This is a genomic window from Streptomyces sp. SID8352 (assembly GCF_009862265.1).
Lineage (GTDB): Bacteria > Actinomycetota > Actinomycetes > Streptomycetales > Streptomycetaceae > Streptomyces.
This window is the reverse complement of sequence record NZ_WWGX01000011.1, coordinates 1-17,366: the sequence shown is the minus strand read 5'-3', so window position 1 is coordinate 17,366 and position 17,366 is coordinate 1. Positions and strand designations below refer to the sequence as shown.

Annotated in this window: 9 protein-coding genes; 6 read left to right on the top strand and 3 right to left on the bottom strand. The window is 75.6% G+C overall.

The features are described 5' to 3' along the window. The first annotated feature begins 7 nt into the window (after positions 1–7). Entirely contained in the window at positions 8–5,509 is a 5,502-nt protein-coding gene (locus GTY84_RS33405) for a cation-translocating P-type ATPase (protein ID WP_237532022.1), read from the top strand. A gap of 56 nt (positions 5,510–5,565) precedes the next feature. Here the strand turns inward: GTY84_RS33405 and GTY84_RS03635 are convergent, their stop codons facing one another. Continuing rightward, positions 5,566–6,960, bottom strand: coding sequence for an MFS transporter (locus GTY84_RS03635; RefSeq protein ID WP_161224695.1), 1,395 nt, complete (start codon positions 6,958–6,960; stop codon positions 5,566–5,568). Positions 6,961–7,186: 226 nt separating this feature from the next. Between GTY84_RS03635 and dusB the strand changes: the two genes are divergently transcribed. Further along, positions 7,187–8,353 carry a tRNA dihydrouridine synthase DusB gene (gene dusB / locus GTY84_RS03630; protein ID WP_161224624.1) on the top strand — a complete coding sequence of 389 codons (1,167 nt, stop codon included), beginning with the start codon at positions 7,187–7,189 and terminating at the stop codon, positions 8,351–8,353. An 837-nt stretch (positions 8,354–9,190) separates the two neighbouring features. Then, a complete protein-coding gene (gene ppdK / locus GTY84_RS03625) occupies positions 9,191–11,911 on the top strand; it encodes a pyruvate, phosphate dikinase (RefSeq protein WP_161224623.1) in 2,721 nt (906 codons plus the stop codon). Positions 11,912–12,311: 400 nt separating this feature from the next. On the opposite strand, the gene GTY84_RS03620 is transcribed toward ppdK, so the two are convergent. After that, a complete protein-coding gene (locus GTY84_RS03620; protein WP_161224622.1) occupies positions 12,312–13,304 on the bottom strand; it encodes a LuxR C-terminal-related transcriptional regulator in 993 nt (330 codons plus the stop codon). A 147-nt stretch (positions 13,305–13,451) separates the two neighbouring features. Between GTY84_RS03620 and GTY84_RS03615 the strand changes: the two genes are divergently transcribed. Both GTY84_RS03615 and GTY84_RS03610 read left to right on the top strand, forming a co-directional pair. Next, entirely contained in the window at positions 13,452–13,832 is a 381-nt protein-coding gene (locus tag GTY84_RS03615) for a hypothetical protein (protein WP_161224621.1), read from the top strand. 114 nt (positions 13,833–13,946) lie between these two features. After that, on the top strand, positions 13,947–14,162 hold the full coding sequence (locus tag GTY84_RS03610) for a hypothetical protein (RefSeq protein ID WP_161224620.1): 216 nt from the start codon (positions 13,947–13,949) through the stop codon (positions 14,160–14,162). Between the two features lie 273 nt (positions 14,163–14,435). On the opposite strand, the gene GTY84_RS03605 is transcribed toward GTY84_RS03610, so the two are convergent. After that, entirely contained in the window at positions 14,436–14,591 is a 156-nt protein-coding gene (locus GTY84_RS03605) for a hypothetical protein (RefSeq protein ID WP_161224619.1), read from the bottom strand. A 32-nt stretch (positions 14,592–14,623) separates the two neighbouring features. Here GTY84_RS03605 and lanKC point away from each other — a divergent pair, with 32 nt between their 5' ends. Then, the gene (gene lanKC, locus GTY84_RS03600) at positions 14,624–17,203 is read left to right on the top strand and encodes a class III lanthionine synthetase LanKC (protein ID WP_161224618.1); all 2,580 of its coding nucleotides are present in this window, start codon (positions 14,624–14,626) and stop codon (positions 17,201–17,203) included. The last annotated feature ends 163 nt before the right edge of the window (positions 17,204–17,366 follow it).

Sequence of the window (17,366 nt, the reverse complement as noted above, 5' to 3'; positions counted from 1 at the left end):
CGCGGCGATGGTGGGTGGACTTCTGACGCGCTCCCAGGACGCCGTCGCCGGGTTCGTCCTGGCCGGACCCCGCCTGCTCGTCCGCGGCGCCGCGCCCGCCGTCGGCGCCGCCGCGGGCGCGGTCGCCGGCGGCGCGCGGGCGGGGGTGCGCGGCGCCGAGTTCGCCGCGCGGGCGGCCCGCGCCACCCGCGCCGCGCTGCCCGGCGGCGCCCGGGAATGGCGCGCGGGCCCCCGCGCCCACCTGGCGCTGACGCTGGCCCCGGAGGACACCGGCACCCCGGAGGGAACCCCGCCTCGGGAGCGGGACGCCGACCGCGCGGCAGGCCCCGTCCCGGACGGGACCGAGACCGGGACCGGCACCGGGACCGGCACCGGGACCGGGACCCCCGAGGGGACCGCGGCCCGGGAGGAGGACACCGCCCGGGAAGGGGCCGCCGTTCCGGAAGGAGGCGTGTGCTCCGAGCGGCCTGCCGCCCCGGAGGGGGCCGTCGCCGCTGAAGGGGCCGCTCTCCCCGAGGGCACCGGTGTCCCGGAGGGCGCCGTGGCCCCCGGGGCCACTCCTCCGGAGGGCGTCGACATCCGGGAAGAGGCTGCCGCCTCGGAGGAGGCCGCCCTCCCGGAGCGCACTGCCGTCGGCCGGGGAGCCCGTGCCCCGGAGGGGGCCCGGGAGGGAGCAGCCGTCCCGGGAGGGGGTGTTGCCCCGGCGCGGCCCCTCGCCCCCGGTGGTGCTGCCGTCGGCCGGGGAGCCCGCGCCCCGGAGGGGGCCCGTGGGGGAACAGCCGCTCCGGGACGGGGTGTTGCCCCGGCGCGGGCCACCGTCTCCGGCCGTGCCGCCGTCCAGCCGGGGGCGGCTCCCCCGGAGGGGGCCCGGGCGGGAGCAGCCGTTCCGGAAGGGGGCCTCGCCCCGGCGCGGGCCCCCGCCCCCGGGCGCGCCGCCGTCCGCCGGGGGACCGCCGCCCCGGAGGGAACCGGTGTCCCGGAGGGGACCGCCGCCCCGGCCCCGGAGGGAACCGCCGTCCCCGGAGGACGGCCCCCCGTCCTTCCCGGAGGACGGCCCCCCGTCACCCACGCCGAGCGCGTCCGCGTCGAGCGGGCCGCGCGACGGGTCGCCGCGGCGCTGGCCGAGCACCCCGACGTGGCCCTCGCCTACTGGGACCGCGGCCTCGCCCGGCTCGTCGTGACCGCCACCGAGGGCGCCCTGACCGACCGCGCCCTGGACCGCGCCACCGATCTCGCCGCGCACCACGGGCTGATCCGCTTCGACCCCGGGGTGGAGGAGACCAGCCACCCCGGCCACCCGGCCCCGGTGCGCGTGGCCGCCGCCGCACTCGGCGCCGACATCCTCGGCGTCGCCTGCGCCGTCACCGCCGCCCGGCTGCGGCTGCCCGCCTCACCGCGCCTGGTGACCGCCGTGACGACGCTGCTGCGCGAGAACCCCGCCTTCCGCGGCCTGCTGCGCGACCGGATCGGCCACCACCGGACGGACATGCTGCTCGCCGTCGCCAACGCGGCCGTCCACGGCGCCGGACAGAGCCCGGTCCCGCTGATCCTCGACGGGGGCCTGCGCGTCTGCCAGCTCGCCGAGGCCGTGACCCGCGCGGCCGCCTTCGAGGCGGTCCACGACGACCTGTGCGTGCCCGGCCGGGGCAGCCTGCCCCCGGCCCCCTCGGCCCGCCCCCCGCTGCGCACCTCGCCCGCCCAGGAGTACGCCGCCCACGCCTCCGCCGGAAGCGTGGCGGGTGCCGCCGCGACCCTGCTGGTCAAGCACGACGTGGCGGAGGTGGCCGAGGCGCTGCTCGCCGGATCGCCCAAGGCGGCGCGGTACGGACCCGCCGCCTTCAACGCCGTGCTGTGCGCGGCCCTGTCCCGCACCGGTGTCCTGGTGCGCGACCCCGAGCGGCTGCGGCAGCTGGAGACGGCCCGCACCGTCGTCCTGCACCCGAGCGCGCTGCGCACCCCCGGGGCCGGGGCGGACCCGTGGACGGAGGACGTCCTGGACGCGGCGCGGCGCGCCGGACTGCGGGTGGTGATGGTGGAGGACCCGGCGCTGGCCGACTTCACCGGCCTCGCCGACCAGGTCGTCCGCGCCGGGCGGCCCCTGCCGGACGTGGTGGCCGAGCTGCGGAAGGAGGGCGGCGTCGTCGCCGTCGTCCGGCCCGCGCCCGGCGACGGACCGGACGTGATGGCCGGGCTGCACGCCGCCGACGTGGCCGTCGCGCTGGCCGACGGGGACTGCCCGGTGGCCTGGGGTGCGGACGTGCTGGCACCCGGCGGCCCGGCGGACGTGTGGCGGCTGCTGCGCGCGGTGCCGGCGGCGCGGGCGGTCGGGCGCCGTTCCCAGACGCTCGCCCGGTCCGGCGCCGCGCTGTCCGGGCTGCTGGTGGCGGTCGGCCGGGCGCGCAGCGGGCGCGGTCCCTCGGCGCTGCTCAGACTGCGGCACGCGCCCGTCGACGTGAGCGCCGCGGCGGCCCTGTACTCCGGGACGCGCGCCGCCCTCGGCGTGGCCGTGGCCCGCGGGCCGCGCCCCCGGCCCCGGGTGGCCTGGCACGCGCTGGAGCCCGGTGCCGTACGGGAGCGGCTGGCCCGGGAGGGCGAGCCGGTGCCCACCGCTGTCGAGGCGGCCCTGGCCCGCGCGCGGGCGCTGGCCGGACGGGCGGGGCGGATCAGGGCGCTGGAGCCGCTGCTCTGGAGCTGGCAGCTCGCGGAGGCGGTGCGGGGGGAGCTGGACGATCCGCTCACCCCCGTCCTGGCCGTCGGCTCGGCGGCCTCCGCCATCCTCGGCTCGGTCGTCGACGCGGCCCTGGTCATCGGCGCCCTCGATCTCAACGCCCTGGTCGGCGGCTTCCAGCGGCTGCGCGCCGAACGCGCGCTGTCCGGACTGCTGGCGGGGCAGCAGCAGAAGGCCCGCCTGACGACGGAGCCGGAGCCGGTGTCCGGGCCGGTCCCCGTGTCCGGACCGGACACCGGAAGGTCCGACGGGCGGCACGGCCCCCCGTCCGGCGGCCCGTCCGGTGGTCCGGCGTCCGGCCCGGCGACCGGTCCGGGACCCCGCCCCCCGTCCGGCCCGGCGCAGGGTCCGCCGCCCGGCCCCTCGTCCGGACGGCACCCGGAGGCCGCCGTGACCCGCGGCCCCGACCGCGCCACCGCCCGCACCGGCACGGGCACTGGCACCGGCACCGGCACCGGCACTGGCACCGGCACGGGCACTGGCACCGGCACCGGCACGGGCACGGGCACGGGCACTGGTTCCGGTACCGGCGCCCCGGCCCCCGCCTCCGGCGAACCCGGCACCGGCACCCCCGCCGCCCCGGGCACCTCCGGCACCCGCATCGTGGACGCCGGCCAGTTGCGCCCCGGCCAGGTGATCGAGCTGCAGGCCGACGACGTGGTCCCCGCCGACGCCCGGCTGCTCTGGGAGGACGGTCTGGAGGTCGACGAGTCCGCGCTGACCGGCGAGTCCCTCCCGGTGGACAAGTGCGTCGACCCGGCGCCGAAGGCGCCCATGGCGGAGCGGCACTGCATGGTCTTCGAGGGCACCACGGTGGTGGCCGGACGTGCCCGCGCCGTTGTCGTCGGCACCGGGGAGCACACCGAGGCCGCCCGCGCGGTCGCCCTGGCCGCACGCACCCCGGCCGCGGCGGGCGTGCAGGCCCGGCTCCAGGAACTCACCCGCAAGGCACTGCCGCTGACGCTGGCCGGGGGTGCCGCCGTGACCGGGCTGTCGCTGCTGCGCGGCACGCCGCTCCGGCAGGCCGTGGCCGGCGGGGTCTCCGTGGCCGTGGCCGCCGTGCCCGAGGGGCTGCCGCTGGTGGCGACCGTGGCGCAGCTGGCGGCGGCCCGCAGGCTCAGCCGCCGGGGCGTCCTCGTCCGCGCCCCGCGCACCCTGGAGGCGCTGGGCCGGATGGACACCATCTGCTTCGACAAGACCGGCACCCTCACCGAGAACAGGCTGCGGCTGACCCGCGTCGCCGGGCCCGACGGCACCGTCCGCCCCGCCGGTGACCCCGTTGCCGCCGGGACGGTGCGGGTCGCCGCCCGCGCCTGCCCCCGGCTCGACGGCGACGGCGAGCGCCCCGTCCACTCCACCGACGAGGCCGTCCTCACCGCCGCCGGGGACGACCCGGACTGGACGCAGGAGGAGGGGCTGCCCTTCGAGACCTCCCGGGGCTATGCCGCCGCCGTCGGCCGGGACGGCGGCGGGGCACCGGTCCTGGTGGTCAAGGGCGCCCCCGAGACGGTGCTGCCCGCCTGCGCCGCGCCGCCCGACGGCGCCACCGGGGCGGCGCACGAGCTGGCCCGGGGCGGACTGCGCATCATCGCGGTCGCCCGGCGCCCCCTCGCCGCCGGCGAACGGCCCGGTGAGGTGCTCGAACGCCCCCTGTCCGGGCTGGAGTTCACCGGCCTGCTGGCCCTGTCCGACGTGGCCCGGGAGACCTCCCCGGCGCTGGTGCGCGGGCTGCGCGAGGCGGGCGTGCGGCCCGTGGTGCTCACCGGCGACCATCCGCAGACCGCCCGCGCCATCGCCGCCGGACTGGGCTGGCCCGAGGACGCCGTCGTCGTCACCGGCGACGAACTGGCCGCCGCCGACCGCCCGGCCCGCTCCCGGATGCTGCGCGACGCCGATGTCGTCGCCCGGGTGGCGCCCGAGCAGAAGCTCCAGGTCGTCGAGTCGCTGCGGGACGCGGGCCGGGTCGTCGGCATGGTCGGCGACGGCGCCAACGACGCCGCCGCGATCCGCGCCGCCGACATCGGCGTCGGCATCACCGCCCGCGGCTCGGCCGCCGCCCGCAACGCCGCCGACCTCGTCGTCACCGGCGACGACCTGCTGGTCCTGGTGGAGGCGGTGCGCGAGGGCCGCGCCCTCTGGCACAGCGTCGCGGACGCCATCGCCATCCTGATCGGCGGCAACGCGGGCGAGGTCGGCTTCGGCATCCTCGGCACCGTCCTCGGCGGCGCCGCCCCGCTGTCCACCCGGCAGATGCTCCTGGTCAACCTGTTCACCGACCTGTTCCCCGCGATGGCGGTGGCCGTCACGCCCACCGGCGACCCCGAGCGGGAGGACGCCGCCGCGGGCGCCCCGCTGGGGACCGCGGTGCTGGGCGCGCCCCTGCTCCGGCAGATCCGGCACCGGGCCATGACCACCGCCCTCGGGGCCACCGCCGCCTGGCTCCTCGGCCGCTTCACCCCGGGCACCGCCCGCCGCTCCACGACCATGGCCCTGTGCGCGGTGGTCGGCACCCAGCTCGCCCAGACCCTCACCGACCGCCGGGACAGCCGCCTGGTCCGGTTCACCTCGGTGGGGTCGGCCGCCGTGCTGGTCGCCCTGGTCCAGACCCCCGGCGTCAGCAGGCTGTTCGGCTGCACCCCGCTCGGCCCGGCCGCCTGGACGGGGGTGGCCGCCGCCATCGCCCTGGCCCTGGCCGGGCAGCGGGCCCTGCCCCGGGTCGAGGAGGCGGTGACGGCCTACTGGCCCCGGCTGGCCCGCCACCTCCCGCGCCCCGCGGCCTGATCCCGCAGCCCGCCCCGTCGGCCGCCACGGCGGCCCGGCGCGGCGCCCCGCACGGCTCAGGCGCGGGTTTGCGCCGCGTCCCGCGCCGCCGGGGACGCCAGGCGCTCGGCGGTCTCGTCCGCCGTGCGGCGTGCCCAGCGGCCCGTGGTCAGGGCGCCCAGGACCAGCACGGTCAGACCGCAGCCGGTCAGCACCCACCAGCCGGGGCGCGCGGCGGTGACGAACGCGTCGCGGTACGCCGACGCGCCCACCCCCGCCGCCAGCACCGCCCCGACCACCGCGACGCCGAGGGTCTGCCCGAGCTGGCGGCTGGTGGAGGCGATGGCGGCGGCCACCCCGGCCTGGGAGCGGGGCATGCCGGAGACGGCGGTGTTGGTGATGGGCGCGTTGACGAAGCCGAAGCCGATCCCGAACAGGGCGTAGCCGAGGAGGAGCCCGGCGTCGGAGCGCTCCGCCCCGAAGGCGGCGAACAGCAGCGCGCCGACGGTCATCGCGACGCCCGCGATCAGCAGCGGGGGCCGCGGACCGCGCGCCCCGACCAGCCGCCCGGACAGCGGCGCGCACAGGAGCACCGGCACCGCCATCGGCAGCATCCACAGGCCCGCGTGCAGGGCGCTCAGCCCCCGCACGTTCTGCAGGTACAGCGTGGAAAGGAACAGGAATCCGCCGAGTGAGGCGAACGCGCCCACGGCGATGGCGGTCGCCCCGCTGAACGGCGCCGAGCGGAAGAAGCGCAGGTCGATCAAGGGCTCGGCCCGCCGGGGCTCGTACACCAGCAGCCCCAGCAGCGCGGCCAGCGCGAGCGCGCCGAAGGGCAGCACCGCGAGGAACCCGGCGGAGGGCACCTCGATGATCGCGTACGTGAGGGCGCCGAACAGCAGGATGACCAGCAGTTGGCCCACCGGGTCGGGGCGGCGGGCGTGGGCGGCCCGGGACTCCGGCACGAACAGCAGGGTGAGCAGCAGAGCCACCAGCCCCACCGGCACGTTGACCCAGAACACCGCCCGCCAGCCCACCGAGTCCACCAGCAGGCCGCCGACCAGCGGACCGGCGGCCATGGACAGGCCGACCACGGAAGCCCACAGCCCGATGGCACGGGCCCGCTCGCGCGGATCGGTGAAGGTGTTGGTGATGATCGACATGGCGACCGGGTTGAGCATGGAACCGCCCACCGCCTGCACGCCCCGGAAGACGACCAGCGAGGACAGGTCGGTCGCCAGCGAGCACAGCAGCGAACCGGCCGTGAAGACGACGAGACCGGTCATGAAGACCCGCTTGCGGCCGATCCGGTCGGCGGCGGAGCCCGCCGGCATCAGCAGCGCGGCCAGGACCAGTGTGTAGACGTCGATGGTCCACTGGAGCCCGGACGTGCTCGCGTCCAGGTCGCGCTGGAGGGAGGGCAGGGCGACGTTCAGGATCGTGTTGTCGATGCTCACGATCAGCAGGCTCATGCAGCAGATGGCCAGGACGAATGTCCGTCGTCGAGGGCCGAGCGGGTCGGTCACGTGTGCATCGTACGCATGTTTCGATAGTGCGGCTAACTAACGACCGGGGAAATGGTGCCGCGGGATGAGGCGTCCGCGGGGCGCCGCCCCGGCCCCGGGCCCGTGGCCGGAACACCGCCGCGCCGCGCTCCCGGTGCCGCGGGCACCGCCCGCCGTGCGGGACAATGGGGCAATGCCCACGTCCACCATGCCGTCCGCCACCACCACGACACCGCCGCTCCGGGTGGGTCCGCTCCCCGTCGCGCCGCCCGTGGTGCTGGCGCCGATGGCGGGGATCACCAACGCGCCGTTCCGCACCCTGTGCCGGGAGTTCAGCGGCGGCAAGGGCCTGTTCGTGAGCGAGATGATCACGACCCGGGCGCTGGTCGAGCGCAACGAGAAGACGATGCAGCTCATCCGCTTCGACCCGAGCGAGAGCCCCCGCTCGATCCAGCTCTACGGCGTCGACCCGGCCACCGTCGGCAAGGCCGTCCGCATGATCGCGGACGAGGGCCTGGCCGACCACATCGACCTCAACTTCGGCTGCCCGGTGCCCAAGGTCACCCGCAAGGGCGGCGGCTCCGCCCTCCCGTACAAGCGGAACCTGCTGCGGGCCATCGTCCGCGAGGCGGTCACCGGCGCCGGTGACCTCCCGGTCACGATGAAGATGCGCAAGGGCATCGACGACGACCACCTGACCTATCTGGACGCCGGCCGGATCGCCGTCGAGGAGGGCGTCGCCGCCGTCGCCCTGCACGGGCGCACCACCGCCCAGCACTACGGCGGCACCGCCGACTGGGAGGCCGTCGCCCGGCTCAAGGAGCACGTCCCGGAGATCCCGGTGCTCGGCAACGGCGACATCTGGTGCGCCGAGGACGCGCTGCGGATGGTCCGCGAGACCGGCTGCGACGGCGTCGTGGTCGGGCGCGGCTGCCTGGGCCGGCCGTGGCTGTTCGCGGATCTGGTCGCCGCCTTCGAGGGGCGCCCCGAGGGCGCGGTGCGGCCCGGTCTGCGCCAGGTCGCCGAGGTGATGGTCCGGCACGCCGCCCTGCTGGGGGAGTGGCTCGGGGACGAGGCGCGGGGTGTCATCGACTTCCGCAAGCACGTCGCCTGGTACCTGAAGGGCTTCGCCGTCGGCTCCGAGATGCGCAGGCGGCTCGCCGTCACCTCCTCGCTGGCCGAGCTGCGCGCCGGGCTGGACGAGCTGGATCTCGGCCAGCCCTGGCCCGCCGGGGCCGACGGGCCGCGCGGCCGGACCTCCGGCAACAACCGGGTCGTGCTGCCCGAGGGCTGGCTGGGGGACCCGTACGACTGCACGGGCGTCGGCGAGGACGCCGAACTGGACACCTCCGGCGGCTGACGGGACCGCCGGGCCGCGCCCCGTCCGGGGTGCCCCGGCGCCTCTCCTCCCCGGCCCGCCCCTCCCTGCCTCGCCCCCCACGCCTCCTCACCCCCCGCCTCGCCTCCCCACGCCTCCTCGCCCCGGCTCGGTCCGCCCCGCCCGGGGCCGCCCTCCCCGGCCCGGTCCACCCGGTCCTTCCGGGGCCCGGACCGGTTCCGCCGGGTTCCTCCGGGCCCCGGCTGGATTCCGGCAGCCCCGGGCGCGCGGCCGGACCCCGGCCACCGCCCCCGGGCGCCCGCCACGGCGGGGGGAGATGCCGACCGCGGCGGAGGGGACGCCCGCCGGGGCAGAGGAGGAGGCGGGCCGTCCGTTTCCCGGGCCCACCGATCCGCCTCGGTGGGCCTTCTTCATGCCCTCGGCGGGCCTCCTCCCCGCCCGGTGGCTCCGCCGCCCCCGCGTGCCCTGTCCGGACGCGTCCGCATGGTGGTATCCGGCGGCCTGTGACAGCGTGATTCTCGCCACCTCTGATAGGGGCCATGCTCAGATGAGCGGATCATGACCGGGTCCACTTCTCCAAGGTGTGGCACTGAGTGCCAGGTGATGATCGTTCATCGATCGAACTCAGATGTTTTCGATGGTGCTCATGTGAGCGACATGTTCGGGGTGTCGGACCCCGTGTTCGTTCAAGAAGTGAAAACATGCGGGCCGGATCGCTTGCCAAGCCTTGACTTCCGGTCCACCGGCGGACGAGTGGTTACGGGCGGATGGCGCGCAAGTGGACGTACCCATGAGCCCGTGATCTGGGTACATTCCTCGACGTCAGGGCAGCCACCGCGTCTTCGAGGAGTCGAGACCGTGTCGGAAAACACCGCACCCCGTGCAGCGAAGTTCGTCTACGACTTCACCGAGGGCAACAAGGACTTGAAGGATCTTCTCGGTGGCAAGGGAGCCAACCTCGCCGAGATGACCAATCTGGGCCTGCCGGTACCCCCCGGGTTCACGATCACCACCGAGGCCTGCAAGGTCTACCTCGACAGCGGCGAGGAGCCGGCGGCACTGCGTGACGAGGTGAGTGCGCACCTCGACGCGCTGGAGGCCCGCATGGGCAAGCGGCTCGGCCAGGCCGACGACCCGCTCCTCGTCTCGGTGCGCTCCGGGGCCAAGTTCTCGATGCCCGGCATGATGGACACCGTCCTCAACATCGGCCTCTCCGACGAGTCCGTGGTGGGCCTCGCGCAGCAGGCCGGGGACGAGCGCTTCGCGTGGGACTCCTACCGCCGCCTGATCCAGATGTTCGGCCGGACCGTCCTCGGCGTCGACGGCGACCTCTTCGAGGAGGCGCTGGAGAAGGCCAAGGCCGCCAAGAAGGTCACGGTCGACACCGAGCTGGAGGCCGCGGACCTGAAGAAGCTGGTCGCCACCTTCAAGAAGATCGTCAAGAAGGAGGCTGGCCGGGACTTCCCGCAGGACCCGCGCGAGCAGATGGACCTCGCCATCAAGGCGGTCTTCGACTCGTGGAACGGCGATCGCGCCAAGCTCTACCGCCGCCAGGAGCGCATCCCGCACGACCTCGGCACCGCCGTCAACGTCTGCTCCATGGTCTTCGGCAACCTCGGCCCCGACTCCGGCACCGGCGTCGCCTTCACCCGCGACCCCGCCTCCGGCCAGCAGGGCGTCTACGGCGACTACCTGCAGAACGCCCAGGGCGAGGACGTCGTCGCGGGCATCCGCAACACCGTGCCGCTCGCGGAGCTGGAGCGGATCGACAAGCAGTCCTACGACCGGCTCCTCCAGATCATGGAGGCGCTGGAGAACCACTACCTGGACCTCTGCGACATCGAGTTCACCATCGAGCGCGGCCGGCTGTGGATGCTCCAGACCCGTGTCGGCAAGCGCACCGCGGGCGCCGCCTTCCGGATCGCCACCCAGCTCGTGGACCAGGGGCTCATCGACGAGGCCGAGGCCCTCACCCGGGTCAACGGCGCCCAGCTCGCCCAGCTGATGTTCCCCCGCTTCGACGAGAAGGCCAAGGTCGAGCAGGTCGGCCGGGGCATCGCCGCCTCGCCCGGCGCCGCCGTCGGCAAGGCCGTCTTCGACTCCTACACCGCCGTCAAGTGGTCCCGCTCCGGCGAGAAGGTCATCCTGATCCGCCGCGAGACCAACCCCGACGACCTGGACGGCATGATCGCCGCCGAGGGCATCCTGACCTCGCGCGGCGGCAAGACCTCCCACGCGGCCGTGGTGGCCCGCGGCATGGGCAAGACCTGTGTCTGCGGCGCCGAGGAGCTGGAGGTCGACACCAAGCGCCGCCGCATGACCGTGCCCGGCGGGCACGTCGTGGAGGAGGGCGACGTGGTCTCCATCGACGGCTCCTCCGGCAAGGTCTACCTCGGTGAGGTGCCGGTCGTCCCGTCGCCCGTGGTCGAGTACTTCGAGGGCCGCATGCACCCGGGCGCCGACGACGCCGACGAGCTGGTCGAGGCCGTGCACCGGATGATGGCCTTCGCCGACCGCAAGCGCCGGCTGCGGGTGCGCGCCAACGCCGACAACGCCGAGGACGCGCTGCGCGCCCGCCGCTTCGGCGCCCAGGGCATCGGCCTGTGCCGCACCGAGCACATGTTCCTCGGCGACCGGCGCGAGCTGGTCGAGCGGCTGATCCTGGCCGACACCGACGCCGAGCGCGAGGAGTCCCTCAAGGCGCTGCTGCCGCTCCAGCGGCGGGACTTCGTCGAGCTGTTCGAGGCGATGGACGGCCTGCCCGTCACCGTCCGCCTGCTCGACCCGCCGCTGCACGAGTTCCTGCCCGACATCACCGAGCTGTCGGTCCGGGTGGCCCTCGCCGAGGCCCGCCAGGAGCCGCACGAGAACCTGCTCCGGCTGCTCCAGGCCGTGCACCGGCTGCACGAGCAGAACCCGATGCTGGGTCTGCGCGGCGTCCGGCTCGGCCTGGTCATCCCCGGCCTGTTCACCATGCAGGTGCGGGCCATCGCGGAGGCCGCCGCCGAGCGCCGGGCGGCCAAGGGCGACCCGCGCGCCGAGATCATGATCCCGCTGGTGGGCACCGTCCAGGAGCTGGAACTCGTCCGCGACGAGGCCGACCAGGTCATCGCGGAGGTCGAGAAGGCCGCGGGCACCTCGCTGCACCTGTCCATCGGCACCATGATCGAGCTGCCGCGCGCCGCGCTGACCGCCGCCCAGATCGCGGAGGCCGCGGAGTTCTTCTCCTTCGGCACCAACGACCTGACCCAGACGGTCTGGGGCTTCAGCCGGGACGACGTGGAGGCCAGCTTCTTCACCGCCTACCTGGAGAAGGGCATCTTCGGCGTCAGCCCCTTCGAGACGATCGACGTGGACGGCGTCGGCTCCCTGGTCGCCGCCGCCGCGAAGGCGGGCCGGGCCACCCGGCCCGACCTGAAGCTCGGCGTCTGCGGTGAGCACGGCGGTGACCCGGAGTCCGTCCACTTCTTCCACCGGGTGGGGCTGGACTACGTCTCCTGCTCGCCGTTCCGCATCCCGGTCGCCCGGCTGGAGGCGGGCCGCGCCGCGGTCACCGCGGCCGGCAGCGACCACCGCTAGGCGGTCCGGGGGGAGAGCCCCCGGGCCCCTGCGGTCCACGGCTCCGGAGCCGTCGTCTGTCACCCGACCACCAACCGATCGGCGGCGGCTCCGGATCACACGAAGCGGGCGGCACCCCTGTGCGGGGGTGCCGCCCGCTCGTCGTGCTTTCCGGGTGGCGGGACGGTTCCCGGCGCGGGAGTGCCGGGTGCGGGGGCGCGGCGGCGCGGGGAGCGCCCGGTGCGGCCGCGCGGGGCGGGCGGGTGTGCCCCGGGGGTGCCGGGCACGGAGCACGGGGCCGGGCGCGGGGGACCCGCGGTGCCCGGGTGCGGGGCTTCCCGGCCCTGGGAGGGGGGCGCGGGCCGCCGGGGGCGGGTGGCGGGCGGGGCGGTGCGCCGGGTGCCCGGCGCGGGACGGGGGCTCAGGGCTTCGGGAGCCAGCCGTGATGGGCCGCGTTGACGCCCGCCTGGAACCGGGAGCGGGCGCTGAGGCGCTCCATCAGATCGGCGGCGACCCGGCGGGCGGTGCGCGGGGAGACGCCCAGGCGCTTGGCGATGGCCTCGTCGGTGTAGCCCTGGGCGAGCAGGTGCAGGGTGGCGGACTCCTGGGGCGGCAGGCCGTTGGGATCGGCCCGCGGGGTGTGGCCCAGGGGGGTGGCGGTCTGCCACACGCTCTCGAACAGGGCGCAGAGCGCGGCCACCGTGCCCGCGCCGCTGAGCACGACCGCTCCGGCCCGCGCGTCGCTGGTGTCGATGGGCAGGACCGCGTTGCAGCGGTCCGCGATGATCATGCGGATGGGCAGGGTCGGACTGGTGCGGACCTGGCCGCCGTGGTTGTTGAGCCAGTCGACGTGGTCCAGGGTCGGCTGGTGGTTGCGGACGCTGTCCAGGTAGACGGTGCGGATCCGCACGCCCCGTTCCAGCAGCTCGGCGTTGGGGCCGCGGCTGGCTTCGAGGTCGGCCGCGGTGTGGGCGCCGCCCGGGGCGAAGGTGGTGATCTCCTCGGTGGCGCGGGAGGCCAGCCGGGCGAGGCGTTCGCGGATCTCGTCGGGGCCGATGAGCTGCTCGGCGTCGGCGTCGGGGGAGCGGGGCCGTAACGCCGAACACTCCGCGATGAGCTGGGCGGCGGCGGCCCGTGACGCCTCCACCCGCATCTGCTGGGCGGCGAGTTCGGCCTGCTGGCGGGCGAGCAGCACCTCCATGGCGGTCTCCGGGCCCACCGCCCGGAAGCCCACGCCCTCCTGTGCGGAGGGGTGGACCAGGGCCAGTTCGCTGAGCCGGTCCAGGCCGGAGCGCACCTGCTCCTCGGACATGGACAGCAGCAGGGCCAGCTGGACCACGCCCTCCCGGGGATGGCCGAGCATGGCGCGGTAGACGCGTTCGGCGTCCGTATCAAGTCCCAGTACGTCCAACACCGTTCGACCCTCTCCTCGGCCGCCTCAAAGTGCACGGATTGTAAAGGGATCGTGTCCATGCGGACAGGTGGACGGTTTATGCAGGGCCGGAAGCGGCCCGCCTTGTCCGCTTGTGATGCGGTATGGGGCGCGCGGAGGATCGGGTTCATGTATCTCGTGCACGCCCGGCTGAGGGCCCCCACCGGTCAGCGAATCCCTTCCCGCGCAGCCGAGTTCGTCACCCGCCAGGCGCGGGAGGCGGACCGGCTGGAGCACGTCAGCGTCCATGAGTCCGGCGACGACTGGGTGCTCGGGCTGTTCTTCACCGCCGAGACCCTGGCCGAGGCCGAGGGGAACGCCGTCCGGCTGTGCGGCCGCGCCCTGGAGGCGGACGGCCCGCTGCGCGGCTGGGTGCTGCTCGGCTCCGGCGCGGCGCTGATCGACGCCCCGTGGGACCCCTGGGCCGGTTCCGGCCCGGGCCCCACCGGGGGTGGACGGCTTATGCCACTGCCGGATCTGTCCACCCGGAAGCCGTTCCCTCCCCTCTGACAAGACGTCACAGTAGAGCCATCGGCAGCCGGAGAACGGCCGCCGGGAAAGCGGGAAAAGCGGGAACCGGAATGGGTTCTCCATCGTGATCTCCAGTTACGAGAGGAATGCGAAATGACGGTTCACAGAATTGCCTCCATCGCTGCCGGAGCCCTCATTGTCCTCGGGGCCTCGACCGCCGCGGCCGGAGCCGTCGTCACCGCCCATTCCCCCGCCCCCGTCTCCCACAGCCGGGTCCAGGCCGGACCGGCCCAGGACGAGCAGCCGGCCCCGGCCCCCACCCCGACGCCCACCGCCCCCAAGGAGGGCGACGTGACCTGGGGCGGCTGAGCGGAAAGCCCGCCGCCCCACCCTCCGGCCGGCCCCCTCCGGCGGCCCCCGGACCCCGCGCCACCGCATCCCCGCACCACCCCCTCGACCACCCTCCCGCACCGGAAAGAAGGAAAAGAAAATGAGCGGTATCAACGCCTCCCAGGGATTCCTCTCCGAGTCCGACGGCGTGCTCGACGACGGCGACGTCCTCGGCCGCGGCGGCGCCAACCCCACCTGGATCCTCACCTGAAGGACCCGCCCGGAGACCGGGCAGGCACCCTCTCCGGAGAATCACCGGAAATCCCCCGGAATTCCGCCGGGAATCAACTCCCGGAACTCCACCGGAACCGCGCAGAAGCGATCAGCGCGGCACAGCGGCCACCGCCGGCGACGGAAACGGCCGAACACCGTGCCCCGCACGACGGCGAACGGCACGGAAACGCTCATCCGCGAAGCGACCCGAGAAGGGGTGGACCAAGGTGCGAGGCAACCATCATGTGTACGCCGGGGCGGACCCGCTCTTCTACGACCACCCCGCCGGCAGCGGTGACCAGCGGCGGTTCGCCGCGGCCGACCGCGCGGTGCCGGACGGCTTCCGCCGGAAGGAGACGACGACCTGGATCCACCAGCTCCCCGAGGGCCCCGACGCCCCCCGCCTCCCGGACCAGGGCTACAAGATCCACGTCTCCTCGACCACCGAGGACGCCGAACGCGTCGTCGACATCGTCACCGAGTACTGCCTGGCCGAGCGCGTCGCCCACAAGTTCCTGCCCACCCACCGCATCCACCTGCTCAACAACGGCAAGTACGCCCGCCGCGGCAGCAGCGGCAAGCTGCTCACCGTCTACCCCGAGGACGAGCGGCGGCTCACCATCGTCCTCACCGACCTGGACCGCCGGCTCAGCGGCTTCACCGGCCCCTACATCCTCGGCGACCTCCGCTTCAACGACGGCCCCCTCTACGTCCGTTACGGCGGATTCCGGGAACGCTGGTGCACCGACCCCGACGGCGGCAGGACCCTCGCCATCGAGGCGCCCGACGGCACCCTCGTCCCCGACCGGCGCGACCCCTGCTTCCGGCTCCCCGCCTGGCTGACCCCGCCCGAGGTGCTGCGCGAGGCCCTGCGCGTCCACGACCGGCAGAGCATGGACCCCCTGCCCTACCGGGTCGAGGCCGCCCTGCACTTCTCCAACGGCGGCGGCATCTACCGGGCCCGCGACGCGGCGGGCCACGAGGTGGTGCTGCGCGAGGCCCGCCCCCTCGCCGGGCTGGACGGCGCCGGCACCGACGCGGTCACCCGACTCGACCAGGAGGAACGCGCCCTGCGCGCCCTGGCCGGACTGCCCTGGGTACCGCGCCTGATCGAGCGCTTCACCGCCTGGGAGCACCACTACCTGGCCGAGGAGTACGTCGAGGGCGAGACCCTGCGCCAGTTCATGGCCCGCAACAACCCCATCGTCCGCCCCGACCCCGCCCCCGAGGCGCTCGCCGCCTACGGCGCCCGCGTCCAGGACCTCACCGACCAGCTCGCCCGCGCCCTCGACGCCCTGCACGAACGCGGCTGGGCCTTCGGGGACCTGCACCCCGCCAACGTGCTGGTCCGGCCCGACGGCCGCATCTGCCTCATCGACCTGGAGACCGCGCACCGACCCGGCATCGACCCCTCGCCCAGCATGGGCTGCCCCGGCTTCGTCGCCCCGCACGCCCCCGACGGCTTCGCCCGCGACCGCTACGCCCTGCACAGCATCCGGCTCGCCCTGCTGCTGCCGCTGACCATGCTGATCGACCTCGACCCCGGCAAGCTCGACGAACTCCTCGACGCCGCAGCCGAGTTCTACCCGCTGCCGCCCGGCTGGCGCGAGGAGGTCCGCGCCGGACTGCACCGCCCCGACACCCCCGACGACCCCGCGGCGCCGCCGACGGCGGCCCGGCTGACGGCGCCACGACCCGGGGCGGCCCGGCCGCGCGGGGAGGACGACACCCCCGCGCCCGCCGCCCTCGGCGCCCGGCTGGCCCGCGCCCTGACCGCCAGCGCCACCCCCCGGCGCACCGACCGGCTCTTCCCCGGCGACCCCGTCGCCCTGCACGACGGCGGCTACACCCTCGCCCACGGAGCCGCCGGCGTCCTGCACACCCTCCACACCACCGGCCACCCGGTGGACGAGGAGCACACCGAATGGCTCTGGCGGGCCGCCCGCCGCGCCGCCGACCCGCGCCCCGGACTCTACGGGGGACTGCACGGCGCCGCCCTGGTCCTCGACCGCCTGGGCAGGCCCGGACAGGCCCTGGAACTCGTCCAGCGCGCCGCTCCCGCCGCCGACGCCTCCCTCCACGACGGACTGGCCGGCATCGGCATCGCCCTGCACCACCTCCACCGGCCCGGCGACGGCGCCGACCTCGGCGACGAACTCGACGCCGTCACCGCCCGGCTCGCCGAGCGGCTGGACGACCCGGGCCCCGGCCCGCACCGCGCCGGGCTGATGCACGGACCCACCGGCAGCGCCGCCTTCTTCCTGCACCGCTACGACGCCGTCCGCGACCCCGCCCTGCTCGACCTCGCCCTGCGCGCCCTGCGCGCCGACGCCGAGCGCTGCGTCCGCAGCGAGGAGGGCGCCGTCAACCTCCGCGACGGCACCCGGATGCTGCCCTACCTCGCCAACGGCAGCGCCGGACTGGCCCTGACCGCCGGGCACTACCTGCGCCACCGGCACGACGACGCCCTGCGGGACCTGCTCGACGGCGCCCTGACCGCGGCCCGCGCGCCCTTCGTCCTCTTCAGCGACCTCTTCACCGGCCGCGCCGGACTCATCGCCCTGCTGGCCGCCCACCCGGAACGGCCCGGTGCGCGGCAGGCCCTCCGCCGCCACCTGCGGCTGCTGAGCTGGCACGCCATCGGCTACCGGGACGGCCTGGCCTTCCCCGGCGCCCAGCACTACCGCCTCTCGATGGACCTGGCCACCGGCACCGCCGGCGTCCTGCACGCCCTGCACGCCGCCGCCGGGAACCACCCCGCCCTGCCCGGACTGCTCCGGTCCGAGCCCCTGATCCCGGTCGCCTGAGCGACCGCGCACCACCGCACGGCACACCTCCACCGAAGAAGGGAACCGTCATGTCCGAGATCCTCAAGCTCCAGAACCTGTCCCTGAGCGAGCCGGAGGGCTCCGAGGACCAGCAGGTCGCCGAGTGGTCGACGGTGAGCACCGGCTGCAACAACAACCACAC